Raw genomic sequence first — 24,385 nt, 5'->3', positions numbered from 1 at the left:
GGAGCTCCGCGTCCAGGTTCAGTACGCGATGCCGTGCTTCGCGGCCTGCGCCTTCACACCCTTCATCACGTTGGCATCGAAGGTGTCTTCCTTCTCGGACACGTTCTTCGTGAGCCACGTGTCCCGGTCCGCCGCCAGCTTCGCGGCCTTGGCCTCCAGCACCTTCTTCTCCTCGGCGAGCTGCTTCACCTTCGCCGTCTGGGCCTCCTTGCTCAGGCCCTTCAGCTCCGCCGGCAGCTCCTCGCCCTTCACGCTCGCCAGGGCCGCGGGGGCCGCGACAAGGTCCACCGCGCCGCCCACCGCCTCCGGAGCGCTGCTCTCCATCGCGGCCGAGGCAGCCCCGGCGGAGGGCTTCGCCGCGGCGCGCGTCTTCTTCATGTAGCTGATGCGCTCCGCCGCGGCCTCGGGGGCCAGGCCCGCCATGGCATCGGCGCGGGCGCGATTCGCCGCCTGCACCTCGGCGCGGCCGGTGTAGAGCGTCTTCGACGCCAGCTCGGAGTTCACCTTCGCCAACTCGGCGTCGAACGGCGTGGCGACGGCGACCATGCCGCCGGACTGGTCGATGCTGTCGAAGGTGCCGTCCGTGAGCTTCGCCACGTGGCGCCAGGCCACCTCCGTCTCGCCGTCCGAGCCGCAGCGCACCGTGTTCACCACGATGTGCTTCTCCCGGGCGCGCTTCGCCCAGTGCTTGAAGTTCCAGTCGTCGTTGCGCTCGGCCGGGGGCGCGTCACCCACGAGGAAGATGACCTTCATCACCTCGCGGTTCTGGCTCCAGGACAGCTTGGACACGGCCTCGCCGAGGCCCCGGCCCACGTGCTCCGGCGCGTCACCGCCGCCGCCCGCCTCGAACCGGCGCAGGTTGGCGAAGACGGTGTCCAGGTCATCGCTCAGCTCGAAGCGCTTCGTCACGTAGTCGTCGCCCACGTCGCGGTACGCCACGAGCCCGACCTTGAGGTGCGGCGTCGGCCGGCCCTGCGCGATGCGGGAGGCGATGGAGTAGATCTTCCGCTTCGCGCCCTCCAGGAGCCCGCCCATGGAGCCGGTGGTGTCGAGCACGAAGACGACCTCGATTTCCGGACGCGCGCCCTGGGCCTGATTCGGCGCGACCTGCGCCGGCTGTGGAGCGGGCTTCGCGACCTCGGCGGGCTTCCTGGCCTGGGCGGCAGGGGGAGCCTCGGCCAGGGCCGGAGCAGAAGACAGGGTGGTGGCGAGCGCGGCCGACAGCACGGCTCGCGTCAGGGACTTGAGGTCCATGGCGTTCTCCAAGGGGACGGAAACAGCGGTTTTTGGATGGGTCCTGCGCGCGCGTTCGACTCGTTAACGGACGACCCCGCCGGAAGTTCTACGCCCCGGGTTGCATGAGCCACACCCGGGCGCCAGGCTCCCGCCGCGCATGCGCGTCTTCCACTCGGACAGCTACGAGGTGCCCCTGCCGCCCGGGCACCGCTTCCCCATGGAGAAGTACCGCCTCGTGCGCGAGGCCCTCGTGGGGCGCGGCGTCCTCCACCCCGGCTCCCTCACCGAGTCACGCCCCTGCTCCCGCGAGGCCCTGGAGCGCGTCCACACGCCGCGCTACCTCGACGCCTTCTTCCAGGGCACCCTCACCGAGGCCGAAATCCGCCGGCTCGGCTTCCCCTGGTCTCCCGCCCTCGTCGCGCGCTCCTGCGCCGCCGTGTCCGGCACCCTCGAGGCCGCCCGTGCCGCGCTCCGCGACGGCATCGCCGGCAACCTCGCCGGAGGCACCCACCACGGCTTCCCCGACCACGGGGAAGGCTTCTGCGTCTTCAACGACATCGCCGTGGCCATCCGCGCCCTCCAGGCGGGCGGCCACATCCGCCGCGCCGTCGTCGTCGACCTCGACGTGCACCAGGGCAACGGCACCGCCGCCATCTTCGCGGGCGACGACTCCGTCTTCACCTTCTCCATGCACGGCGAGCACAACTTCCCCTTCCGCAAGCAGCCCTCCACCCGCGACGTGGGCCTGCCCGACGACACCGGGGATGACGGCTACCTCGACGCGCTCGCCCTCCACCTCCCCGAGGTGCTGGACACCGCCGGCGCCGACCTCCTCTTCTTCCAGGCGGGCGTGGACCCGCTCGCCGAGGATGCGCTCGGCCGGCTCTCCCTCACCCATGCCGGGCTGCGCGAAAGAGACCGCATCGTGCTGGAGGCCGCCCGTCGCCGGGGGCTCCCCGCCGTGCTCACCCTCGGCGGCGGCTATGCGAAGCCGCTCTCCGCCACCATCGACGCGCATGTGGGCACGTATGAAACCGCCCTCGCGGTGTTTCGCTGAGCACGCCTGCTCTCGGGTCGTCTTGCTCGCGCGACGCGTCGGGCGGATGCTGGACCCCGCTATGAGACCCACGAACCTGAAGTCCACCTTCCGCTGGAGCCTTCTCGTCCTGGGGAGCGTGCTCGCCGCGTCGTGCGGCGGCAACGAGCCCTACTACAGCGTCGAGGTCAATGCGCCCGACACCGTCAGCCTCGCCCCCGGGGAGAACATCCCCGTGGAGCTGACGCTCACCCGCATCGCCGACAACCGCGGGAACATCCGCCTCACCCTCGCCAGAGCCCCCGAGGGCATCACCCTCCTGCCCGAGGTCCTCCTCCCCGCCGAGGAGGAGAGCATCACCGCCACCCCGACGCTCGCGGTGGCCTCGACCATCACCACCTCGGGCCTCGTCCAGACGCTGCTCCTGGCGGAGGACCCGACCAACGAGTTCGCCGCGGGCGCCACCTTCTTCATCGTCGTGCTCCCCAAGCCCGCGCCCCAGCCGGACTTCTCCATCGCCGTGGAGCCCCGCCAGGTGAACCTCTACGCGGGTCAGAGCGTCCAGGTGCCGGTGACGGTGACGCGGGCCGAGGGTTTCACCGGGAAGCTGACGCTGACGTTCGAGGCCGCCACGTCCCGCGTGAGGGCGGACCCGCTGACCATCGAAGCGGGCGAGACCACCCGGCAGCTCTTCCTCTACACGGACCGCTCCACCACGCGGCTGCCGCTGGCCGCCACCCTCGTCGCCACCAGCGAGGATGGGCGCAAGGCCACCACCGGCATCACCATCAATATCCGCTGAGCCAACGGCCTGCGCGGAGCGCGGCGTGTCTCCACGCGCGCTCCGCGAGTCCTCAGGCGAGGTCGAACAGCAGCGCCTCGATGGGCTCCTGTGCGGCGAGCACCAACCGCGCCTCCTCGGAGACGGCCACGCCGTCACCGGCCTTGACCTTCACCCCGTTCAGCGTGCCCGAGCCCCGCGCCACCTGCACCCAGGCGTGCCGGCCCGGCGCCAGCGCGTACTCCGCCTGCTCGCCACGGCCCAGCAGCGTGCCGTGCAGCACCACGTCCTGGTGCACCGTCAGCGAGCCGTCACGCCCGTCCGGAGACGCCACCACCCGGAAGCGCCCCTGGCGCTCCCGCGCGTCGAACGCCTTCTGCTCGTAGCCCGGCTTCAGCCCCGCCGCGTTGGGGAGAATCCATATCTGCAGCAGGTGCAGCGGCTCCTCGGAGGGGTTCATCTCGCTGTGCAGCACGCCCGTGCCCGCCGTCATCCGCTGCACCTCGCCCGGCTTGATGATGGCGCGCGTCCCCATGCTGTCGCGGTGCTCCACCGCGCCGCCCAGCACGTAGGTGATGATTTCCATGTCCCGGTGCGGGTGCATGCCGAAGCCCCGCCGCCCCGCCACGGTGTCCTCGTTGATGACCCGCAGCGCGCGGAACCCCATGAAGTCGGGGTCGTGGTAGTCCGCGAAGGAGAACGTGTGGTGCGAGTCCAGCCAACCGTGGTTGGCATGCCCCCGCTCTTCACCGGAGCGAACGTAGATCATGGCCTGCCTCTCTTCCTTTCCTTGTTGCAACACAGATGCGGCAGGGGCCGCCTGAGTTTCGGGGCGGCGGGACAGCAGCGCGCCGCCCGCGAGCCCGGACGCGCTGGCCACAAGCCCTCCCGTCACCTGCCGCCGGCTGAGCGGGCGGCCCGGCGCGCTCCCGCTCACGCCGCCTTCTCGGTCGCGGGCACCGCCACCGCCTGCACGTCCACGGAGATGTCCACGCGCTCGCCCACCAGCACGCCGCCGGTCTCCAGCGCCTGGTTCCACTTCAGCCCGAAGTCCTTCCGGTCGATGCTCGTCGACGCCTGGAAGGCGAGGCGCTCATTGCCCCACGGGTCCTTCATGCGGCCCAGCAGCTCCGCGTCCAGCACCACCTCGCGCGTGACGTCGCGAATCGTCAGGTCTCCCGTCACGCGGTAGTGGCCCTTGCCCGCCGCCTCCACGCGCTTGCTGCGGAAGATGAGCTTGGGGAAGGCCGCCACGTCGAAGAAGTCCGGCGAGCGCAGGTGGTTGTCGCGCTGCTCCACACCGGTGTCGAGGCTCGCCGCTTCAATCTTCACCTCCGCCGAGCCGCGCGTGAGGTCCTCCCCGTCCAGCACCACCTTCCCCTCGAAGCGGGTGAAGCGGCCGTGCACCTTCGCCACCACCATGTGGCGAACCATGAAGCCGAGGGTGGAGTGCGTCGTGTCGAGGTTCCAGGTCTGGATGGCCATGTTCGTTTCTCCCGTGTTCAGCGTGTCCTGACCCCTCCTTGAGCAACCGCCGGGCCACCGCTCAACCCACTGGAATCACTGAAAAGCACCACGGCTCCAGCAGGGATATCTATCATAATGATACGGACATCCTCTCATTGGGAGAGTCCACACCGGGCACCGGGCGGCGGTGCCGACCGGGCGGCCGCAAGACGGCGCTCCACGATGACGGCCGCGAGGGCTAGGTTGAGAGGCGCCATGAGCACCTCACCCGCCCGCCGACAGGCCGCGCACGATGCCCTCGCCCTGGATGACGAGGCCCTGCTGAAGGCCTGCGAGGTGGACTACTTCATCGCCTCCGGCCCCGGCGGGCAGCACCGCAACACCACCGCCAGCGGCGTGCGCCTCACCCATCCGCCCACCGAGCTGTCCGTCAGCGCCACCGAGCGCCGCAGCCAGGTGCAGAACAAGGGCGTCGCCCTGGACCGTCTGCGCGAGGGCCTGCGCGCCCTCACCGTCGTGCCCAAGGTGCGCCGGGCCACCAAGCCCAGCGCCGGCGCCAAGCGGCGGCGGCTGGAGGGCAAGAAGCGCACGTCCGAGAAGAAGTCCCTGCGCAACACCAAGACGCTCTGGTGACGTGTTGGCGGGTCAACACCCGGCTGGCACCCGAGGGAGCGTGCGCTACGCAAGCGTTTGCGGCCTCGCAAAGTTTGCGTAGCAAGAACCTGCGTCTGCTTACAGGGACACCGCGATTTTCTGAGTGCCCCGGGGGATGGCAGACAGGTTGAGCAGGGCACAGGGCGTGCAACCGGGTGGTGCGAAGTCGACCCGGGCAGGGTCGGCTCACCCCCACGGTACGGAGCTCCCCCCATGCCCTCCACGCCGCCCCCTTCCCTGTTCCGTCGCGCCCTGCTGGCGCTGGCGCTGCTGAGCGCGCTGCCGGCCTCGGCGACGGACATCGTCACCTTCAGCCGCGGCTCGCTCATCATCCCGGAGAACGCCACCTTCCAGCAGGGCTGCGGCGCGCTGTCGGCCTACGGGCTGGTGTGGCGCATCCTCCAGTCCAACCAGGCAGGCGGGCCCAACGCGGCCAGCCCCATCACGGTGTACCTGGCCATCAACGACCAGAAGCAGTCGCCCAACCGGTGCGTGCCCTCCAACCGGCACGTCCCTCCGACGCCGGCCGCCGACTCGAAGTGGAACGACGGCTGTGACTTCACCATCACCAATGCCACCGAGCAGCCGGTGGTGCAGGTGGACTACAGCGTCCCGTTCCCCGCCAGCGGCATCTACCCGTACGGGGACGTGCAGGACTTCGAGACGGACAGCGACGACGCGCGCCCGTACTTCGACAACACGACGCTGGACAACACCATCAACAACCCGCGCTTCTCCACGGTGCGCTACAGCGGCGGCGCGTTCATCTTCGCCGCGGAGGACGCCCGGCGCGTCATCGACTTCATCCGCACGGGCAGCGGCGCGCAGTCCCCGGAGAAGTTCCGGACCACCTGCGGCTGCGGCACCTTCACGAACAACAGCGGCTGCCACTACGTGCGCATGCACCAGGCGACCATCGAGTTCACCGCGCCCATCGCCCGCCGCATCAACCGCACGCCGCCCAAGATTGCGCTGCTGGACCTGGACGAGACGACGGACGGAGACAGGCCCGGCAACGGTGCCTCGTACGTCAAGGGCGGCATGCTGGACGACTACCTGCGCAACGCGGGCCTGGACTTCCCGGGCGCGGGCGGCTGCCCCGAGGGCACCTCTTCCTACTGCGCGCTCAACAACGGCCAGCCCGGCCTCATCTACGACGCGCTCCACGCCAACGCGGACCTCATCTCCACCGCCACCTTCCCCCACGGCCTGCTCAACGCGGTGGACCCCACCACCCGCAAGCCCCGCTACAAGGTCTTCTGGGCGCCGCACTGGGAGCTCGGCAACAGCTCCTACAGCGAGTACCGGCCCAATGGCGACGGCGCCACCACGCAGCGCGAGAACCTGCTGAACAACATCGCGTACTTCGGCAACCAGCGCGGCAACGGCATCTTCGCCGAGTGCGCGAGCATCCACTCGTACGAGACGACGAAGCGCCCGGACAACACGCCGGTGCTGTCCTCGCGCTTCCAGGGGGCGAGCAACTTCGTGCGCAACCCGCTCGGCGGCCAGGACGACACCTGGAGCGGGCGCAACTGCACGGACCCGGACTACCTGGCCCAGAGCGTGAGCCGCCGCGGGGGCTGCATGCTCTACCCGAACCCGGGCGACCCCTTCTCCCAGGTGGGCGACTTCAAGTTCGACAGCGTGGTGGGCCACACGACGAACTACAGCGCCACGTACAAGGCCGGCGTCCGGCGGCTCTCGGTGAGCTGGTACCAGTACGAGAACGGCGAGCGCTACGACGACGCCGCGGACGTCGCGGAGCACACCTCGCGCGGCCACGACTTCTTCTCCTTCAACCAGAAGGACAATGACCCGGAGAAGGCGACCATCGTCTACCTCGCGGGCCATGACTTCAAGGCGGACGTCGCCGGCACGCGCATCGTGCTCAACACGCTGCTCAACCTGGGCTCCGAGCCCGTCGGCAGCGAGCGCGCGGTGACGGCGCCCGTGGCCTTCGACGACACCAACGGCACCGACGCCAACGGCACGCGGGCCCTGGTGTTCGCGGCCACCTACGACGCCGTGTCGGGCTACCCGCCCGGCGTGGACACGTTCGACCCCATCCAGGGCTCCAGCTGGGTGTACCCGTACTTCCCCGGCCACCTGCGCGCCCACTCGCTCATCGGCGGCACCGCGCTGCGCGCGGGTGAGAGCGCGCTGGAGGACGCCACCCTGTGGGACGCGGACGCGATGCTGCCGCTGCCGCGCGCGCGCAACCTCTTCACCTACTTCGGCGGGCAGGTGACGCAGGACCCGGACCTGGGGCCCGGGCGGCGCGCGCCGCGCGGGGTGATGCAGGTGGGCTGGAAGCCGCAGGCGGTGGCGGGCACCGCCATCAACAACAGCTACGGCGCGGCGCCCAACCCGAACTGCGTGGACGAAATCAAGCTGGGCCAGGCCACCGCGAAGGACGGCTCGCCCCGCTTCGACTTCGTGAAGGGCGCCGACGGCGTGTGTGACTTGCAGCAGGCGGTGCAGTTCACCCCGCAGCTGCCGGGTGCGGACTTCGGCGTGGCCACGGAGGCCCTCAACAAGGCCGCGCTCGCGGCGGACTTCCACAAGGTGGCGCAGCTGCTCCAGCGCGTGCGCGGCTTCTGCTTCGCCACCACCACCGGTGTCGACGGCACGGGCCAGCCCGTCCTCGAGCCCTCCGACAGCCAGTGCAACAACCCGGACGCGGACAACCGCGCGCACCTGGGCGGCTTCGCCAACTCCACGCCGACGGTGGTGCCCCCCAGCCCGGAGATTCCGGACGACGGTGCGCCCCGGCCCACGGTGGTCTACGCGGCGGGCCTGGACGGGCAGCTGCACGCCTTCTACGTGTCCGGCGGCAGGGGCTACCGCGGGCCCGCTCCCGCCCGCGAGGCGCTCAACCGCCCCGCCAGCGAGACGTTCCCGACGGACTACGCCCAGTCCTTCAGCAACGGCACCCTGCCCCCGGCGGGCACGGAGCTGTGGAGCTTCCTGCCGGCCACGCAGCTGCCCTGGCTGCGCAGCAACAACGCGCGCGTGGACAGCGCACCCATCGTCCGCGACGTCTTCGCGGACTTCGTGGGCAGCGGCCGGCGCGAGTGGCGCACGGTGCTGGTGGCCAACGTGGGCAGGACGGGCCGCGACTTGTTCGCGCTGGACGTCACCAACCCGCTCAAGCCGGCGCTGCTGTGGCACCTGGTCGGCAGCCACGCGCAGACGGGCGCCTTCCCGCCGCACGCGCCGGTGGTGCCCACGGACCGGGACACCGGCGGCACGCAGTGGACGGTGAAGTGGCACGAGCCCACCTCGGTCTTCAAGCTGGCGCCCCAGACGGACGTGGGCCGCCTGCCCACCGGCCTCTATGACTACAGCGAGCTGGGCGGCGCGCGCGGCCTGTCCATGGGCCGGGTGCGGCAGGGCATGGAGCCCACCTACGTGGTGTTCGCCGCGTCCAGCAGCTCGGGGGCCCCGGGCTCGCCGGCCAAGGGCATCGAGGTCTTCGCCATCGACGTCGCCAACGGCCAGAAGCTCTGGCAGTGGGAGCAGCCGTACACGCAGGCGTGGGTGGACAACACCGCGCCCATCGCCCCCACGGTGCTGTCGGACACCGGCGGCGCGGCCCGCGTGTACGTGGGTGACATGGAAGGCCGCGTCTGGGAGCTGGACGGCGCCACCGGGATGAATGTGAACGTGGTGCGGCTGGGCCCCTCCTGCACGGACGCCCTGCCCTGCAAGTACGCGGCGCTGGACACCGGCTCCACCAACACCGAGCCCCGCCCCATCACCACCAACGTGGCCGTGGCGCAGCTGCCCGCGACGATGACGGCCGGCAGTGCGTTCGCCAGCTACCCGGGCGAGTCGCTCGCGCTGGTGGGCACCGGCGGCGTGCCGTGGGTTCCCGCCAACGTGGCCGGCCAGCTCCACGTCGCGCTGCTGAGCCCCAACCGGCGGCTGCCCATGGGCGTGGCCGGCAAGCTGCTGAACGGGACGCCGGTGACGGATGCCATGGCGCGCAACCTGGCCCTGAGCCAGGGCGTGCTGCAGGAGCCGCCGCCCTTCCCGCTGAGCTTCGCGGGGCCCAAGCACCTCTACGGCTCCATCACCGTGGCGGGCCGCACCGCGTACTTCAGCACCGCCAACGGCGCGGTGAGTGACTTGATGTCGCTCGGCGCGCTCACCACCGGCTCCACCTACCGCATGGACCTGGGGGACACCGCGACGTCTCCGACGGCCGCGGCGGTGACGCTGCCCGGTGTGTCGCTGGCCAACTACGGCGGCGTCGCCGTGTACCACCGCAACACGGGCACGACGTCCACCGACTACGTGGTGGGCCTGGGCGTCAGCCGCATCTCCAACACCGTCATCAGCAACACCACCAACACGGGCGCTTCGAGCCCCGATGCCTCCCTGCGCGTCAACGGCCGCGACGGCTGGGTGTTCCGGCTCCTCAACTGGAGCCAGAGGTTCTTCGAATGAGCACGCACGCGTTCGTCCCGAAGCGCCGCGCTGCCGCGCGCGGCTCCAGCATGCTGGAGGTCCTCATCTCCATGGCGGTGCTGGCGATGACAGCCGCCGGCGCGGTGGGCGGCATGCTGTCCGCCTCCCGCCACGTGCGCGACGGGCAGCTGTACCAGGGGAAGCGGCTGCTGGCGGAGGCCCGCACGCAGCGGCTGTGGCTGGCCAACAAGACGGAGATGTTGAAACAGGCGGTGCCCTACCCCGGCCAGGACCCGTACGGCATCCCGCTGGGCACCGCGCCCTGGCAGGTGGACGCGACGGCCGCGGTGGCCAACGACCCGGGCTCCGGCGCGTACTTCCAGCTGTCCGCCACCGGGGAGCTGAAGCCCGCCACCGGGATTCCGCCCGGCACGGCGTGCACCGACGCGGCGGTGCCCTCGGGCACGTTCTGCCGCGAGGTGCTCGTCACCCGGGGGATGCGCGGCGGCGCGGTACCGGGTCCCAACTCGGTCCTCCCGCCGGGCGCGACGGCCGTCACGGTGTGGACGCGCGTGTGGCGCAAGGGTGAGGACCCGTCGAGCGCCATCGTGCACAGCGAGGTCTTCGTCCAATGAGCTTGCGCAACCCCTGGCGGGTGCCCGCCTCGCGGCGTGGCATGACGCTGCTGGAAACGATGATTGTCGTGGTGCTGGCGGCCATCGTCATCGCCGCCGCGACGGCGCTGCTGCTGGCGGGCGGGCGCGTGGTGCACAACACCGAGCACACCGCGGACAGCCACGACCACTCCCGCATCGCGGCGGAGAGCATCATGAACCTGGTGCGGCAGGCCGGCGCGGGCGCGCCCGGCGGCCTGTGGGTCGTCCAGGGCGGCGTGCCCGTGCGCACCACGCCCATCTTCGGGCGCGACGGCACCACCGGCGCCGGCACCGTCGGCAACGTCACCACGGCGGACGGCAGTGATGACCTGTGGCTCGTGCTCCCGGACCCCAACTACATGGGCGAGCCCTGCTCCACCGTGGCGGGCCAGCCCTCCGGCGCCGCGGTGCCGGTGACACGGGCCGGCACGGGCGCGCTGAGCGTCAACTGCACCGCCAGCCTGCGCGCCGGAGCCCTCCACGTGGCCAGCAACATGACCACGAGCGCGCTCTTGTCCAACGTCCAGCTGGTTCCGGAGAACCCCAGCACCCCGGGCCAGGTGACCTACGCCGAGCAGGGCGTGACGGGCTTCTCCAACGCGCCGGAGAAGGGGGGCTTCCAGAGCGGTGACTGGGTGTACCCGGTGCGGCTGGTGCACTTCTACCTCGCCCCCAACCCGGCGACGGGGCGCTCGGCGCTGTACCGCACCGAGGGCCGGGTGGCGCAGGACGCGCTGGGCCGGCCCTACTCGGACGTCGCCACGCCGCCGCAGCTGGTGCAGGACTTCGTGGAGGACTTCCAGGTGGCGTACGGCTTCGACCTCAGCAACACCGGGGACCCCAAGGACTACACCTGGCAGCACGGCCTGTCGCCCACGTTCGCCGCGGGCCTGCGCACGGTGCGCGTCAGCGTGGTGGCCACCGGCCGCAGCCCCCGCCGCGACAGCCAGAGCGTCGCCGTGCTGGCCGCCGACAAGCCCCTGGACGTGGAGAACAACGTGCGTCCGCCCGCGGTGGCCGCGGATGGCTTCTACCGCAGCCTCTACACGCGCCGCCTGGAGCTGCCCAACCTGGCCGCGGCCAGCCTGTGAGCCCCGCCATGCGCCCTTCCGCTTCCCGTCATGCCCGTGGTTCCACCCTGCTCATGGTCATCATCGTGGTGACGGTGCTGATGGGGCTCATCGCCAGCATCCTCGTCTACGCCGGCAAGGAGCGCGGCCGCGCCGTGGCCGCCGGCCGCAGCGGCCAGCGCCAGAGCTGCGCGGAGAGCGGCCTCCAGCTGGCGCGCAGCTACTACGGGCGCAACTTCCACAACTGGAACAGCTACCTCGCCGCCCCGTCCACGTATGACCCGGTGCGCTCCAGCACCAACACGAACCCGGCCGACCCGAGCGCCACCGCGCTCCAGACGGCGCACCCGGAGCTGTTCGCGGACCTGGACGGCGACGGCAAGCAGGACGTGTTCCTCTACATCCGCGACAACGACGACGAGCTCTTCCCGCTGCCCGCCGAGCGCACCCGCGACAATGACCACAACGTGGTGGTGGGCTCCGTCTGCATCTCCAGCACGCTGACGCCGCGCAGTGAGAACACCGTGTCTCCCACCCTGCTCGCGCACGAGGGGCTGCTCAGCTACAACGGAGAGAACGCCAACTGCCTCACGTCCAACGCGGGCAACGGCACCGGCAACTGCAACTGACAACCGGGGGCCTCCCCCGGGAGGCCCTCATGTCCACCCTCGAAGCCGCCCTCGCCCTCGCGGTGGAAGCGCACCGCGGCCAGCGGGACAAGGCCGGCCAGCCGTACATCCTCCACCCGCTGCGGGTGATGATGCGGCTGGAGACGGACGCCGAGCGCACCGTGGCCCTGCTCCACGACGTGGTGGAGGACACGCCCTGGACGCTGGAGCGGCTGCGCGGGGCCGGCTACCCGGAAGACGTTCTCCGCGCGCTGGACGCCCTCACCCGCAGGGACGGCGAGACGTACGAGGCCTTCATCGAGCGGCTGCGGCCGGACGCGCTGGCCCGGCGGGTGAAGCTGGCGGACCTGGAGGACAACATGGACGTGCGCCGCCTTGTCGCGGTGACACCGAAGGACGCCGAGCGACTGGCGCGCTACCGCGCCGCCTGGAGCCGCCTGCGCGAGCCGTGAGCGCCCGCCGCCCGCGGGCCCTGGAGCACCACGGCCCGGTCAGCGCCACGAGGGCACTGCCGGGCCGCGTTGCTACCGGGGACTGCGCGCGCCTCAGGCCTTGGCCAGCTGGCGCAGCACGAACTGCAGGATGCCGCCGTGGCGGTAGTAGTCGAGCTCGTTCGGCGTGTCGATGCGGCACAGCGCGGTGAACTCCTTGGTGCCGCCCTCGCCCGTGGCCTTCACGGTGAGCTTCTTCTGCGGCGCCAGGTTCTCCGCGATGCCCGTAATCTCGAACTTCTCCTGGCCGGTGAGGCCCAGCGACTGCGCGTCCTGGCCCGCCTCGAACTGGAGCGGGAGCACGCCCATGCCCACGAGGTTGGAGCGGTGGATGCGCTCGAAGCTCTTGGCGATGACGGCCTTCACGCCGAGCAGCTGCGTGCCCTTGGCGGCCCAGTCACGGCTGGAGCCGGTGCCGTACTCCGCGCCGGCCAGCACCACCAGCGGCGTGCCCTCCTGCTGGTACTTCATGGACGCGTCGTAGATGCTCATCCGCTCGCGGGTGGGGATGTGGACGGTGACGCCGCCCTCCACGCCGGGCACCAGCAGATTCTTGAGGCGGATGTTGGCGAAGGTGCCGCGCACCATGACCTCGTGGTTGCCGCGCCGCGCGCCGTAGGAGTTGAAGTCCTTCGGCTCCACGCCCTCGGCCATGAGGTACTTCGCCGCGGGGCTCGTCTTGGCGATGTTGCCCGCGGGCGAGATGTGGTCCGTCGTCACGGAGTCACCCAGCAGCGCCAGCACGTGCGCGCCCTTGATGTCCTGCGGCGCCTTGGGCTCCTTCGGCAGGTTCTCGAAGAAGGGCGGCTTGCGCACGTAGGTGGACTTCGCGTCCCACTGGAAGGTGGAGCCCTTGGTCACCTGCAGCTGCTGCCAGAGCGCGTCGCCCTCCATGGCGTTGGCGTACTGGCTGCGGAACTGCTCCGGCTTCACCGAGGTGCGGATGGTCTCCTTGATTTCCTCGTTGGTGGGCCAGATGTCCTTGAGGAACACCGGACGGCCGTTGGGGTCCGTGCCCAGCGGCTCCTTGTCCAAATCCAGCCCCACCTCGCCGGCCAGCGCGTAGGCCACCACCAGCGGCGGGCTGGCCAGGTAGTTCATGCGCACGTGCGGGTTGATGCGGCCCTCGAAGTTGCGGTTGCCGGACAGCACGGCGGCCACCACGAGGTCCGCCTCGGTGACGGCGTTGGCGACGGGCTCGGGCAGGGGCCCCGAGTTGCCGATGCAGGTGGTGCAGCCGTAGCCCACCACGTGGAAGCCGACGGCCTCCAGGTAGGGCAGGAGGCCCGCGTCACGCAGGTACTCGGTGACGACGCGGCTGCCCGGGGCGAGGCTGGTCTTCACCCACGGCTTCGGGTTGAGGCCGCGCTCCACGGCCTTCTTCGCGAGGATGCCCGCGGCCACCAGCACCGCCGGGTTGGAGGTGTTGGTGCAGGAGGTAATCGACGCAATCACCACCGCGCCGTGGCCGAGCTGGTAGCTGGAGCGGCCCGCCTTCACGGTGGACGTCTGGGCCAGGCGCTCCGGGGGGACTTCCGCCGCGGGGGCCTTGGCCTTGCCGCCGCCCTCGTCGTCCTCGCCCTTGCTCTTGCCGGCGGCCAGCATCTCCACGAGCGACTTCTCGTAGCCGGACTTCATGTCCTTGAGGGGCACGCGGTCCTGCGGGCGCTTGGGGCCGGCGAGGCTGGGCACCACGGTGGCCAGGTCCAGCTCCAGCGTGTCGCTGAAGAGGGGGTCCGCCGCGCCGTCCTTGCGCCACAGGCCCTGCTCCTTCGCGTAGGCCTCGGTGAGGGCCACGACGTCATCCGGGCGGCCGGTGAAGCGCAGGTAGTTGAGGCTCTCCTCGTCCACCGGGAAGAAGCCGATGGTGGCGCCGTACTCGGGCGCCATGTTGGCGATGGTGGCGCGGTCCGGCAGCGACAGGTTCTTCAGGCCGTTGCCGAAGAACTCCACGAACTTGCCGACGACGCCCTTCTTGCGGAGCATCTGCGTGACGGTGAGCACCAGGTCCGTCGCGGTGGCGCCCGCGGGCAGCTGGCCCGTCAGCTTGAAGCCCACCACCTGCGGAATGAGCATCGTAATCGGCTGGCCGAGCAGCGCGGCCTCGGCCTCGATGCCGCCCACGCCCCAGCCCACCACGCCCAGGCCGTTGATCATCGTGGTGTGGCTGTCGGTGCCCACCAGCGTGTCCGGGTACACGGTGCTGCCCTCGCGGAACGTCACGCGGGCGAGGAACTCCAGGTTCACCTGGTGGCAGATGCCGATGTCCGGCGGGACGACGCCGAAGCCCTTGAATGCGCTCTGGCCCCAGCGCAGGAAGGCGTAGCGCTCGCGGTTGCGCTCGAACTCCAGCTCCGCGTTCTCCTTGAAGGCCGCCGTGGTGGCGAAGGAGTCGATCTGCACCGAGTGGTCGATGACGAGGTCGGCGGGGTTGCGCGGGTTGATTTTCGCCGGGTCGCCGCCCATGGAGGCGAGCGCCTCGCGCATGGCGGCCATGTCCACCACCGCGGGCACGCCGGTGAAGTCCTGGAGGAGGACGCGGGCGGGGTGGAAGGAGATTTCGACGTCCGGGGTGGCCTTGGGGTCCCAGGCGAGCATCTTCTCCACGTGCTCGCGCTTGACGACGCGGCCGTCCTCGTTTCGCAGCAGGTTCTCCAGCAGCACCTTGAGCGAGAACGGGAGGCGCTCCACCGCGGGGTGGGCCTTCGCCAGTTTGGCCAGGCTGTAGTAGTCGTACGTGGCCGAGCCCACCTTGAGCTGGGACTTCGTGCCGAAACTGTCGGTCATGTGCGTTGCCGTCCTTCCGTGCGCGGGATGCGCCGACTTGTAGGCCCGCCTTTGACGCGTTGCAAAGGGTTCCTGCGCGGTCATCCAGGGTCGGACGGTTCCCCCCCGAGGCGTCCAGTCCCGCTCATCGGAACCATGCGTACTGCTGGGGTTCTTGGAGCTGCATTGAAGTGGTAATGACCCCGCCCCCGGCGGGCGAGGCGTGCCCACCCACCCGGCGGCCCCTGCGGTTGACGGAGCCGCCGGGCGGCTTCAGACGCCGCTCCCTTCGGTACATTCGGCAACACGCCGTACCGGACGGTCTCCGGGCGGACCGGGCATGGGCACCCTCTCGACCTGGAAATCCGACCTGTCATCGGGGCTCGTCCAGTCGAACCCCGGCGCGGGCACCCACCGGCCTTCCTCCTCGTCCGCCAGGACATGCGGGTGGGTTCCGTGCGGTTTTCCGGGCAGCCAGCGGGTCCTGTAGTCCCCCTCGAGCTCACGGTTCACCCAGATGTAGCCGGGCTGGGCCTCCCATTCGCCTTCTTTCCGCAAGGGGACCACTCCACCACGAGCCGTCCCGGGTCTCCTCGGTTGCGCCATGTGTCCCCGGGCAGCGGTGCCCAGACGCCGCGCTCCTGCTGCGCGATGCGCTTGTCGTTCTGGGGATGCCGCTCGCTGGGAGTCCACTGCTTCGGCGGAGACTCAACCGCGCGCGGTGGGGGTAGGGCTCCAGGCGATGATTGCCGTGCGCCTGCGGCGGCACTCCCGGGGAATGCTGGATGCGCTCCGGAATCACGCACGCACTCGCCGCGAGGTCGTTGCTGTCTATCAAATCGCCGGCGTGAATGACTTCCTCATCCACGTCGCGGTACGAAGCACCGACCACCTCTTGAAGCTCAGCATGGAATCGCTGATCCAGTGGCCTGAGGTCGCCCACCTCGAGACAGCACTCATCTTCGATTACTTCAGGACCTCGGGCTCCCACTCAATCTCTTGGATGAGGAGCAGGAGAATGGCGAAGCAGGTGTCAGGAGCATCCCTCCGCCGTACCACGCTCTGCCTGGGGCTGATGGCCGGCGCACTCCAGACGGCCTGTGCCACGACTCCCGCCGTGACAGGAAGCATTCCTCCTTCCGCGTTCCAGTTCGCCAACGTCGTACCCCACACCGGGAAGAAGCCGGGCGGTTGGAAGGCGGTGCAAGTCACCATCCTCCTGGGAAGAATGTCTCCGGTCGCCCCAGAGGCTGCGTGATGCGATGTCGAGGTTGGCGTACCGGAGGTGGGAAGGCTGGGGCCCATTTCCGACGGGTATGCCAGAGTCGAGTCGTCTGTCGCGGCAACCGCCTCCGCGCGAGAAGTGCTGCTGGAACCGTTGCCGACCGCCCTGCTCTGCGACAACTTCCGAGGGGCAATGAAGCGCAAGCTCGATGTTCCCATCCCTGGCTGCCGAGTGACGGGCTTCCTGACAAGCGGCATTCCTCGAACAAGGTACCCCGAGGCCGCGCCCGAGGGACCATGAGCCAGGAGACCTCTCTCCCAGCCCTCGTGGAGCTCGCTCATCGCTACTGGCCCGCGAACGTCGCCAGCTCCGATGACCCGCGGTACACCGATTCGAAGGAGCTCCAGCGGCAGGCGGAAATCCGCGAGGTGGCCCTGAAGGACAGCGGCAGGTGGGAGGCATTGCTAGGGGAACTCGGACGAGCATTCCCGGATGGGGAACCCTGGGAACTGCCCTACCTGCTGCATGAGCCCTGCCGCTACGTCCGGATATCCGTCCCCAGCCCCGGGCTGACGGAAGGATCCGGGGAATTGCGCGAGCTCGCAGGCATGGTGAGCGTGCTCGCTCCCGTGTATGCCCTCTTCGGCTCCCGCCAGCGCTACGAAGGCGAACGCATGGTGTGGAATGAACTCTACTTTCCTCCACTCCCACTCGAGTTCCAGTCCCCGGAGGCCACACTCGCGAGGCTCATCGAAGCCCATCTCGGCTGCACCCGGTTGGACAACGACGTCCTCTTCACTCCGGTCACAGACCTGAAGGTCCAGAATCTCCGACTCGGAGAGGCAAAGCTCATCGACTGCCTCTTCTCGACGAGCCGGTGGTGAGACGCCCGCGCTACAACACCTTGCGGAAGGCGTACAGCACGCGCTCCAGGGCGCGCTGCCAGAGGGGGCGGCGGCGGAACTCCTCCAGCGTCACCTCGCGGCAATTCCCGCAGTCGGTGCGGAAGGACTCCTCCAGCTGCCGGCCCAGGCGGGGGTCGGCGAAGACGGCATTCACCTCGTGGTTGAAGGCCAGGCTCAGGCGCTCCAGGTTGAACGAGCCGATGGTGCCCCACACCCCGTCCACCACGGCCGTCTTCGCGTGCAGCACGCCGCGCTGCCACTCGAAGATGCGGATGCCCGACGCCAAGAGCTTCTCGTAGAAGGCGCGGGTGGCGAACTCCAGGACGGGGTGGTCGCTGCGGGCGTTGAGCAAGAGGTGCACCTCCACGCCCCGCTTCGACGCCTCGCGCAGCGCCGCCACCATGCGCCGGTCCGGAATGAAGTACGCGGCGGCGATGAGCACGCTGCTGCGCGCCCGCTGAATCGCGTGCAGGTACGCCCGGTGGATGCTCCTCCGGCTGGACAGCACCGCCAGGCCCACCTGCCCGCGCCCGGGCGCCCGGGGCTTGAAGTGGCGCAGCCCCGTGGCCAGCCGGCGGATGCGGTCCTGGAACATCATCCGCCACGTGGCCAGGAAGCGCCGCTCCAGCTCGTGCACCGCCGGGCCTTCAATCCGCAGCACGTCGTCCCGCCACGCCGAGCCCTGCCCTTCCGGGGCCCAGTGCGCGGAGATGTTCACCCCGCCCGTGAAGGCGACCTCGCCGTCCACCACCAGAATCTTCCGGTGGTCTCGGCGCAGCAGGTGGCGCAGCCCCCGCGACAGGCTGAAGGGCTTGAAGGCGCGGATGTCCACGCCGCGGGCGCGCAGCCCCTCGAAGAAGCTGCGGCGGCTCGTCCACGAGCCCACCGCGTCGTAGAGCACCTTCACGTGCACGCCGCGCTCGGCCGCCTCCGCCAGCGCCTGGCCGAACAGCTCACCGACGGCGTCGGTGATGAACATGTACGTCTCGAGCCGGATGTAGCGCCGCGCCCGGCGGATGGCCTCCAGCATGGCCGGATAGGCCTCCACGCCGTCGCGCAACAGCTGGCAGGCGTTGCCCCGCTGCACGGCGTGGCCGCGCGGCAGGTAGTACCGCGACAGGAGCAGCCCGGAGACATTCGGGCTCCACACGGGCGGGTGCTCCGGCACCACTCCGGGGGAGTGGTGGGGCACGAGCCCCGTCTCACCGTCGCTCGAAACGCCTGACTGCTCTCTCATCACCTCCGGGTCGCGCATGGCCACCCAACGGTGAGGATGCCCCGGCGGCGCGGCAACCCGAGGCCCCGACGCATGCCCGCCCGGCGGGTGACAGCGTTGGTTGGCGGACGGAGCAAGCCCCCGTCATACCGGGCGGGGGCTTTTTAAACCACCTTGGCTCCACTCCCGGCGCTACAGCCCGTACTCGGAGCGCTTGTTCTCCGCGCGCGTGGCACACGGCTGGTCGTACTCGGGGAAGTACTCCTTCACGTGGTCCAGCGTGGCGGAGGCGGCCTTGAAGTTGCCCTGGTTGTAGTAGCCCTCGACCTCCAGGAGCAGCTTGGCGCAGGTGCGGTCCAGCTCCTGCTGCGCCGCCTTCATGCGCTCCTGGGCCTCGTAGTAGAGGTCCGGCTTGGGCTCCGGGTGGGCCTCCAGCATCAGCCAGGACTCGCGGAAGGACTTCCACGCCTCGTAGCGGTTGCGGGCGCCAATCTGCGACGTCTCGACGTGCTTGCGGCCGCGCTTGTAGGACTCGTTGGCCTGCCGCGCCAGCTCCTCCGGGAGCAGGTCCGGCAAGAGCGCGCGCTCCACCCAGACATTCCAGATGGCCCAGGGCTCCTCGCCCGGCGGGTTCTTGGTGTTGTCGAAGATGATGCGGTTGGGCTCGCCCTTCTTGAGGTTGCCGGCGGGAATCATCAGCTCCAGCGGGCGGTCCTGGCTGGCCAGCGTGTCGGGCGGCACCTTGCCCACGTCCACGCCGTTGACGCTCACCACCACCTCGTCCTTGGAGATGCCCTGCGCCTGGTAGTGGAGGATGACCACCGCCTTGGTGGCGGCGGTGTACTCCCAGGAGAAGACCTTCATGTCCGGGCGCTCCCACGTCACGTCCGGCCCCAGGCCGAACGAGTCGCGGATGGGCTGCGAGCCGAGCACCGCGGGCTCCTCGCCCTTGCCCTGCGTCTCGCCCTCGCTGAGCACCAGCCAGTACAGCAGGCCGAAGAGGCCCAGCACCATGGCCGCACCGCCGCCGAGGATGCCGCTGCGGATGGCCGGGGTGGCGTCCGCCCAGAACAGCTTCGCGCTGGCGATGACGCCCGGGGACTCGCGGCGGATGCGGGCGCGGTCGGCCGCGGACAGCCCCCCGCCCGCGGGCTGGGAGCCCGTCGTCCGGGCCCGCACGGGGACGTTCGTGGCCGTGGGCGGACGGCGCGGGGCCGGGGCCGGGGCCGACGGGGCCGCGCGCTCGATGGCGGCCTTGGGGCCCGAGGCCCGGGACGGGGGGGCCTGCGGCGCGACGGCGGGGCGCGAGCCGGACTGCGTCGGGGAGACGGGGCGCAGTGCCCGGAGGTTGTGGCGGGTGGCGCCCTGGCGCAGCTCCTCCAGCTCCTCCTCATCCGCGCCCTCGGGCGCCAGCGCCGAACCCTTGTTGCGCTGACGCTTCAGCGCGTCCACGGAGACGATGCGAGTGCTGTTCGCGCCTTCCTGCGCGCCGGCGGGAACCTCTTCCTCACCGGTGGACGGCTCGTCCGTCATCATCACGAAGACGAACGTCACCGGCCCGAGCGTCAGCTTGTCGCCGTCCTCCAGCACCTGCGTGGACACCGGCGAGCCGTTGACGAGCGTCCCGTTGGCACTGCCCTGGTCCTCGACGGCGAAGGCCTCTCCGTCGAGGAAGATGCGGCAGTGCTTGCGGGAGACGCCCGGGTCGAATAGGGCGACGTCGCAGTCCGTCGACCGACCGATGAGGACGGAGTCCTGGTCGAAGACGAACTCCTTGCCGGCTTCTCTACCCTCGGAGATCGTCAGCTGGAAAGGCATGGGGGGCTACTATCCTACCGAGGCCCGCGCCGCCCGGGCAACGGCGACCCGCGCGCTGGCGGGTTCCATCACCTGGGCCTCGCCTCCGAAGGACAGCACCCACTGGGTGAGCCAGCGCTCGCTGTCGCCCGCCACCAGCACCTCGACGCCCCCGTCGGCGAGCGGGCGGGCGTCCCGGCCGAAGCGCTCCTTCACATAGGGCGCGGCCACCGGGGAGAAGCGCACGCGCACGGAGACCTCCGTGCGGCTGCGCGCCGGGTTGGGCACGTCCGCCCGGGCGTCCGGCGGCGGGAGGAAGGCGGTGTCCGTGACGGAGATGTCCTCCATCCGGTCCAGCCGGAACAGGCGCGCGTCCTGGCGCATGTGGTCGAAGCCCTGGAGGTACCACTGGCCGCGGTGGCTGAGCAGCTCGTACGGCCGCACCCGGCGTGACTCGGGCGCGCGGCCCGGCGTGGCGTAGGCGAACGTCACCTCCAGCCGCTCGATGATGGCGCGGGTGAGGGGCGCCAGCGCCTGGGGCGCCTCCGCCGAGGCGTCGATCTTCCGGTACATCTCCCGGTAGCGCTCGCGGGTGGAGGGCGGGAGGATGCGCTCCAGCTTCTGGAGGGCGCTCTGCAGCGCGTCCCCCGCGGCCGGGCGCAACAGCTCCGCCGAGGCGGCCAGTGCCGCGGCCTCGCCCGGCGTCAGCCGGGGCGGCGCGAAGAGGCGCTGATCCAGGTCCACGTAGACGCGATCATTGTCCACGTAGATGTCGATGTAGTCGTCCGGGTTGAAGGGCGGCCGGCCCACGCAGGTGAGCAGGTCCAGCTCCTCCAGCAGGTCCTCCCGGCTGATGTTGAGCGCCTTGGCGAGCGCCTCCACCGTGACGCCGGGGTGCTTGGAGACGTAGGGGACGAGGAACAGCAGGCGGCGGAGCCGCTCATGGACGTTGCTCATGCGCTCACCACTTCCTGCGGGTCCTCGTGACGCTCCAGGATGCGCGTGGCCATGGCCTTCAGCCGCGCCTGGGCACTCTCCGGGCCCTCCACGCGGCAGTCCGGTCCCAGCGCCAGGCAGTAGCGCACCAGGCCGTCCAGGAACGACACCCGCAGGCGGGCGCGCACCACGCCCTCCTCCGCCGGCTCCAGCATGGCGCCGGGCAACAGGCTGCCGGCGCGAGAGGCGAGCGCGCCCGACAGGCGCAGCGTCACCTCCACCGGCTCGTGGAAGCGGTGCTGCCACGGGAAGTACGCCACGTGGGCGTCCAGCGAGAAGTCCTCCGGCACCTGGAAGTCCGGCGTGCGCGGGCGCGCGGTGTTCACCTTCAGCTCGCGGACGCGGTGCACGTGGAAGGTCCGCAGGCCGCCGCGCAGGTGGCAGTGGCCCACCAGCGTCCACACGCCCCGGCGCAGGGCCAGGCCATACGGGTCCACCTTGCGCTGCGTGGTGGTGGGCTGCTTCGGGCTGGCGTACGTAATCTCCACCCACTTGCGCGCGGCACACGCGTCCCAGAGCTGCTCCAGGCGGGCGGAGAGCTCCTTCTCCTCGCCCTCCTGCACGGCGCCCAGCTCCATGCGCACGCGGGGCGTGGGCAGCGACTCGCCGGCGAAGAAGCCAATCTTGCGCAGCGCATGGGCCAGGTCGTCCCGGCCGGGGAAGGCCCCCGAGGCGAGCGCGGCGGAGCCGGCGGCGTACAGCACGGCCAGCTCCTCCTTGGTGAGGTCCGCCTCCGGCAGGTAGTAGGCGTCGCGGTCGACGATGTAGCCGTCCCTCCGCTCGTCGTCGCCCTGCACGTAGGTCAGCGGGAAGCCCAGCTCCACCAGCTCCGCCTTGTCACGCTCGAACTTGCGCTCGGCGGCGTCGTCGGAGCCGCCGTAGTCAGCGGGGAAGTGCTCGCGCAGCTCGGCCCAGGAGATGGGCTCACGCGCGTCGAGCAGAAGGGCCACGAGGTCGAGGATGCGTTCGGTGCGTTCCATTCGGAAGGTCGGCCACGATGCCGGGCGGGCCCCGGGAGGTCAATTCGGTGGACGTGATGATGGGAAACAGGCGGCGCGTCCGCCCGCGTCCGCCCGGATATCCGGCCCTGGCTGAACAAACAAGCAGGTAATCGCCTGTATGTCCGTTGGACTCCAGCCCGGAAGAGGACAACCCGGGGCGGGGGGCTCGCACTCGGGGCGCGACTGGGATATTCCTGGGACGTCTGAAGATGTGAGAAGCACCGGTGGCAGGCTGTGGCCAGCCGGACGCTGCGCGGCCGGGGCAGCGAGGGTGCTTCGAAGGGACCTCACCATGGGCCGCACCTCCCTCGTCCGTAACATGGTTGCCGGACTGGCGCTGCTGGTGGGGCTGTGCTCCGTCGTGAGTCCCGCCGCCGCCCGGGCCGAGCCGCTCTACTTCGCGGTGGAGGTCCGCCGCGAGGGCCGCGTCGTGGCCACCCCGAAGCTGCTGGGCGAAACGGGCCGCACCCTGCGCGCCGAGCGCCGCCGCCCGGGCGCGTCCCTTCCGGACTACCGCCTGGTCCTCACCCCGAAGGCCGCGGGTGACTCCTTCCTCCTCCAGCTGGACCTGCAGCTGCCGGAGGCCAAGGGGCACTCCGAGCTGGCCCTCCTCCACGGGCAGGAGCGCAAGCTCCAGCTCGGCCGGGTGCCGGGCGAGCTCGAGGTCCACCTGCTCCTGATGAAGGTGGACTCCCCGGAGTTCCGCGCGCTGATGCAGCTGGGCGAGGACTCCGAGCAGGGCTCCTCCACCTCCTCCATCTAGCCAAGGCGCCCTGCCCCGCCGCCTACAGCACCGCCAGGTCGTCGCGGTGCACCGCTTCATCCAGGTAGCGGTAGCCCAGCACCGCCTCGATGTCCCCCGTGCGCCGGCCGGCGATGCGCCGCAGCTCGTTGGCGTCGTAGGCGACGAGCCCCCGGGCGAACACGGCGCCGGACTCGTCGGACAGGTCCACCGGGTCTCCCCGGTCGAAGTCCCCCTCCACGCCGCGCACGCCGCTGGGCAGCAGGCTGCGCTTGCCGGTGACGATGGCCTCGCGCGCGCCCGCGTCCACGCTGATCCTCCCGCGAGGCCGCAGGGCATGCGCAATCCAGGCGGCCCGGGCGCTGCGGCGGCTGCCGGTGGGCTCGAAGAGGGTGCCCACGGGCTCGCCCTCCAGCACCTGCCGCAGGCGGCCGGGCACCGCGCCGGACGTAATCACGCAGCGGATGCCGGACTCGGTGGCCCGCGCGGCGGCGCGCACCTTGGTGGCCATGCCGCCGGTGCCCACGCCGCTGGTGGTGCCGCCGGCCAGGGCCAGCACCTCGGGCGTCACCTGCTCCACCGCGAGCATCAGCTCCGCGCCGTCGTCCCTGCGCGGGTCGCCGGTGTAGAGCCCCTCCACGTCCGAGAGGAGGACGAGCGCCTCGGCCTCCACCACGCCCGCCACCAGCCCGGCGAGCGTGTCGTTGTCGCCGAACTTCAGCTCGTCCACGGACACGGTGTCGTTCTCGTTGATGACGGGCACCACGCCCGCCGCCAGCAGCCGCTCCAGGGCGTGCTTCACGTTGAGGTACCTGCGCCGGTCCTGCACGTCCTCGTGCGTGAGGAGCACCTGCGCCACCGCGCGCCCCGCCCCGCTGAAGGTCTCCTCGTACGCCTGCATCAGCCGGCTCTGCCCCACCGCCGCGCAGGCCTGCTTGCCGGGAATATCCCTGGGCCGGGCCGGCAGCCCCAGCCGCTCCACGCCCAGGGCAATGGCGCCGCTGGAGACCACCACCAGCTCCCGGCCCTGAGCGGCCCACAACAAATCCCGGCCCAGCGCATCGAAATGGTCGCGGTTGAAGCGCCCGGTGGCGTTCGTCAGCGCGTTGGTGCCGATCTTCACCACCACGCGACGGGCGGCTCGCAGGGCGGTGCGGCCAGCGGAAATCGGACTCACGTCCGGCAGCGTAGGTCAGAAATGGAAGAAACGCGCGTCAGCCGTGCGTTCACACCAGTCACGGTTTTCGGAACGGGCCGCGACATGAAACCCACCGCACGGGTGACCATATAGAATTGTGGGG

20 protein-coding genes are annotated in these 24,385 nt (G+C 70.7%); 11 read left to right on the top strand and 9 right to left on the bottom strand.

The window, feature by feature from the left end; all coding sequences use genetic code 11:
• Positions 1-18: 18 nt before the first annotated feature.
• The gene (locus ACX9TP_RS08710; protein WP_482979267.1) at positions 19-1,254 is read right to left on the bottom strand and encodes a vWA domain-containing protein; all 1,236 of its coding nucleotides are present in this window, start codon (positions 1,252-1,254) and stop codon (positions 19-21) included.
• Between the two features lie 139 nt (positions 1,255-1,393).
• On the opposite strand from ACX9TP_RS08710, the gene ACX9TP_RS08705 reads away from it, so the two are divergent.
• Positions 1,394-2,293, top strand: a complete 900-nt coding sequence (locus ACX9TP_RS08705; RefSeq protein ID WP_482979266.1) for a histone deacetylase family protein — start codon at positions 1,394-1,396, stop codon at positions 2,291-2,293.
• 61 nt (positions 2,294-2,354) lie between these two features.
• Positions 2,355-3,074 (top strand): hypothetical protein, encoded by a 720-nt coding sequence (locus ACX9TP_RS08700; protein ID WP_482979265.1) that lies wholly within the window; start codon positions 2,355-2,357, stop codon positions 3,072-3,074.
• Positions 3,075-3,126: 52 nt separating this feature from the next.
• Here ACX9TP_RS08700 and ACX9TP_RS08695 read toward each other — a convergent pair whose 3' ends face one another.
• Both ACX9TP_RS08695 and ACX9TP_RS08690 read right to left on the bottom strand, forming a co-directional pair.
• Positions 3,127-3,822 carry a pirin family protein gene (locus ACX9TP_RS08695; protein WP_482979264.1) on the bottom strand — a complete coding sequence of 232 codons (696 nt, stop codon included), beginning with the start codon at positions 3,820-3,822 and terminating at the stop codon, positions 3,127-3,129.
• Positions 3,823-3,986: 164 nt separating this feature from the next.
• Positions 3,987-4,538, bottom strand: a complete 552-nt coding sequence (locus ACX9TP_RS08690) for a YceI family protein (protein ID WP_482979263.1) — start codon at positions 4,536-4,538, stop codon at positions 3,987-3,989.
• A 237-nt stretch (positions 4,539-4,775) separates the two neighbouring features.
• Here ACX9TP_RS08690 and ACX9TP_RS08685 point away from each other — a divergent pair, with 237 nt between their 5' ends.
• The 6 genes from ACX9TP_RS08685 (at position 4,776) to ACX9TP_RS08660 (ending at position 12,397) form a co-directional block, all read left to right on the top strand.
• Positions 4,776-5,153 carry a peptide chain release factor-like protein gene (locus tag ACX9TP_RS08685; protein WP_482979262.1) on the top strand — a complete coding sequence of 126 codons (378 nt, stop codon included), beginning with the start codon at positions 4,776-4,778 and terminating at the stop codon, positions 5,151-5,153.
• A gap of 234 nt (positions 5,154-5,387) precedes the next feature.
• Complete coding sequence (locus ACX9TP_RS08680; protein WP_482979261.1) at positions 5,388-9,629, top strand: hypothetical protein; 4,242 nt, start codon at positions 5,388-5,390, stop codon at positions 9,627-9,629.
• Positions 9,626-10,225 carry a PulJ/GspJ family protein gene (locus ACX9TP_RS08675; protein WP_482979260.1) on the top strand — a complete coding sequence of 200 codons (600 nt, stop codon included), beginning with the start codon at positions 9,626-9,628 and terminating at the stop codon, positions 10,223-10,225. The genes ACX9TP_RS08680 and ACX9TP_RS08675 overlap by 4 nt, the downstream gene beginning before the upstream one ends.
• Complete coding sequence (locus ACX9TP_RS08670; protein ID WP_482979259.1) at positions 10,222-11,337, top strand: PilW family protein; 1,116 nt, start codon at positions 10,222-10,224, stop codon at positions 11,335-11,337. The genes ACX9TP_RS08675 and ACX9TP_RS08670 overlap by 4 nt, the downstream gene beginning before the upstream one ends.
• Before the next feature lie 8 nt (positions 11,338-11,345).
• Complete coding sequence (locus tag ACX9TP_RS08665) at positions 11,346-11,945, top strand: hypothetical protein (RefSeq protein WP_482979258.1); 600 nt, start codon at positions 11,346-11,348, stop codon at positions 11,943-11,945.
• A gap of 29 nt (positions 11,946-11,974) precedes the next feature.
• The gene (locus tag ACX9TP_RS08660) at positions 11,975-12,397 is read left to right on the top strand and encodes an HD domain-containing protein (protein WP_482979257.1); all 423 of its coding nucleotides are present in this window, start codon (positions 11,975-11,977) and stop codon (positions 12,395-12,397) included.
• A 93-nt stretch (positions 12,398-12,490) separates the two neighbouring features.
• Here ACX9TP_RS08660 and acnA read toward each other — a convergent pair whose 3' ends face one another.
• The gene (gene acnA, locus ACX9TP_RS08655) at positions 12,491-15,223 is read right to left on the bottom strand and encodes an aconitate hydratase AcnA (protein ID WP_482979256.1); all 2,733 of its coding nucleotides are present in this window, start codon (positions 15,221-15,223) and stop codon (positions 12,491-12,493) included.
• A 721-nt stretch (positions 15,224-15,944) separates the two neighbouring features.
• Between acnA and ACX9TP_RS08650 the strand changes: the two genes are divergently transcribed.
• Together ACX9TP_RS08650 and ACX9TP_RS08645 are read left to right on the top strand one after the other, a co-directional pair.
• A complete protein-coding gene (locus ACX9TP_RS08650) occupies positions 15,945-16,460 on the top strand; it encodes an Lrp/AsnC ligand binding domain-containing protein (protein ID WP_482979255.1) in 516 nt (171 codons plus the stop codon).
• Positions 16,461-16,723: 263 nt separating this feature from the next.
• The gene (locus tag ACX9TP_RS08645) at positions 16,724-17,311 is read left to right on the top strand and encodes a hypothetical protein (RefSeq protein ID WP_482979254.1); all 588 of its coding nucleotides are present in this window, start codon (positions 16,724-16,726) and stop codon (positions 17,309-17,311) included.
• Between the two features lie 10 nt (positions 17,312-17,321).
• Here ACX9TP_RS08645 and ACX9TP_RS08640 read toward each other — a convergent pair whose 3' ends face one another.
• The 4 genes from ACX9TP_RS08640 to ACX9TP_RS08625 form a co-directional block, all read right to left on the bottom strand.
• Complete coding sequence (locus ACX9TP_RS08640) at positions 17,322-18,569, bottom strand: phospholipase D-like domain-containing protein (protein ID WP_482979253.1); 1,248 nt, start codon at positions 18,567-18,569, stop codon at positions 17,322-17,324.
• 171 nt (positions 18,570-18,740) lie between these two features.
• Positions 18,741-20,366, bottom strand: a complete 1,626-nt coding sequence (locus ACX9TP_RS08635) for an FHA domain-containing protein (RefSeq protein WP_482979252.1) — start codon at positions 20,364-20,366, stop codon at positions 18,741-18,743.
• Between the two features lie 9 nt (positions 20,367-20,375).
• Positions 20,376-21,302 carry a helix-turn-helix transcriptional regulator gene (locus ACX9TP_RS08630; RefSeq protein ID WP_482979251.1) on the bottom strand — a complete coding sequence of 309 codons (927 nt, stop codon included), beginning with the start codon at positions 21,300-21,302 and terminating at the stop codon, positions 20,376-20,378.
• Complete coding sequence (locus ACX9TP_RS08625; RefSeq protein WP_482979250.1) at positions 21,299-22,321, bottom strand: helix-turn-helix transcriptional regulator; 1,023 nt, start codon at positions 22,319-22,321, stop codon at positions 21,299-21,301. The genes ACX9TP_RS08630 and ACX9TP_RS08625 overlap by 4 nt, the downstream gene beginning before the upstream one ends.
• 313 nt (positions 22,322-22,634) lie before the next feature.
• Here ACX9TP_RS08625 and ACX9TP_RS08620 point away from each other — a divergent pair, with 313 nt between their 5' ends.
• Positions 22,635-23,105, top strand: coding sequence for a hypothetical protein (locus ACX9TP_RS08620; protein ID WP_482979249.1), 471 nt, complete (start codon positions 22,635-22,637; stop codon positions 23,103-23,105).
• A gap of 22 nt (positions 23,106-23,127) precedes the next feature.
• Here the strand turns inward: ACX9TP_RS08620 and proB are convergent, their stop codons facing one another.
• Positions 23,128-24,261, bottom strand: coding sequence for a glutamate 5-kinase (proB, locus tag ACX9TP_RS08615; RefSeq protein WP_482979248.1), 1,134 nt, complete (start codon positions 24,259-24,261; stop codon positions 23,128-23,130).
• Positions 24,262-24,385 lie beyond the last annotated feature (124 nt).

This window comes from Pyxidicoccus sp. M15, from assembly GCF_056858435.1.
The sequence above is the reverse complement of the archived record's forward strand: the minus strand, read 5'-3'. Positions and strand labels throughout refer to the sequence as shown.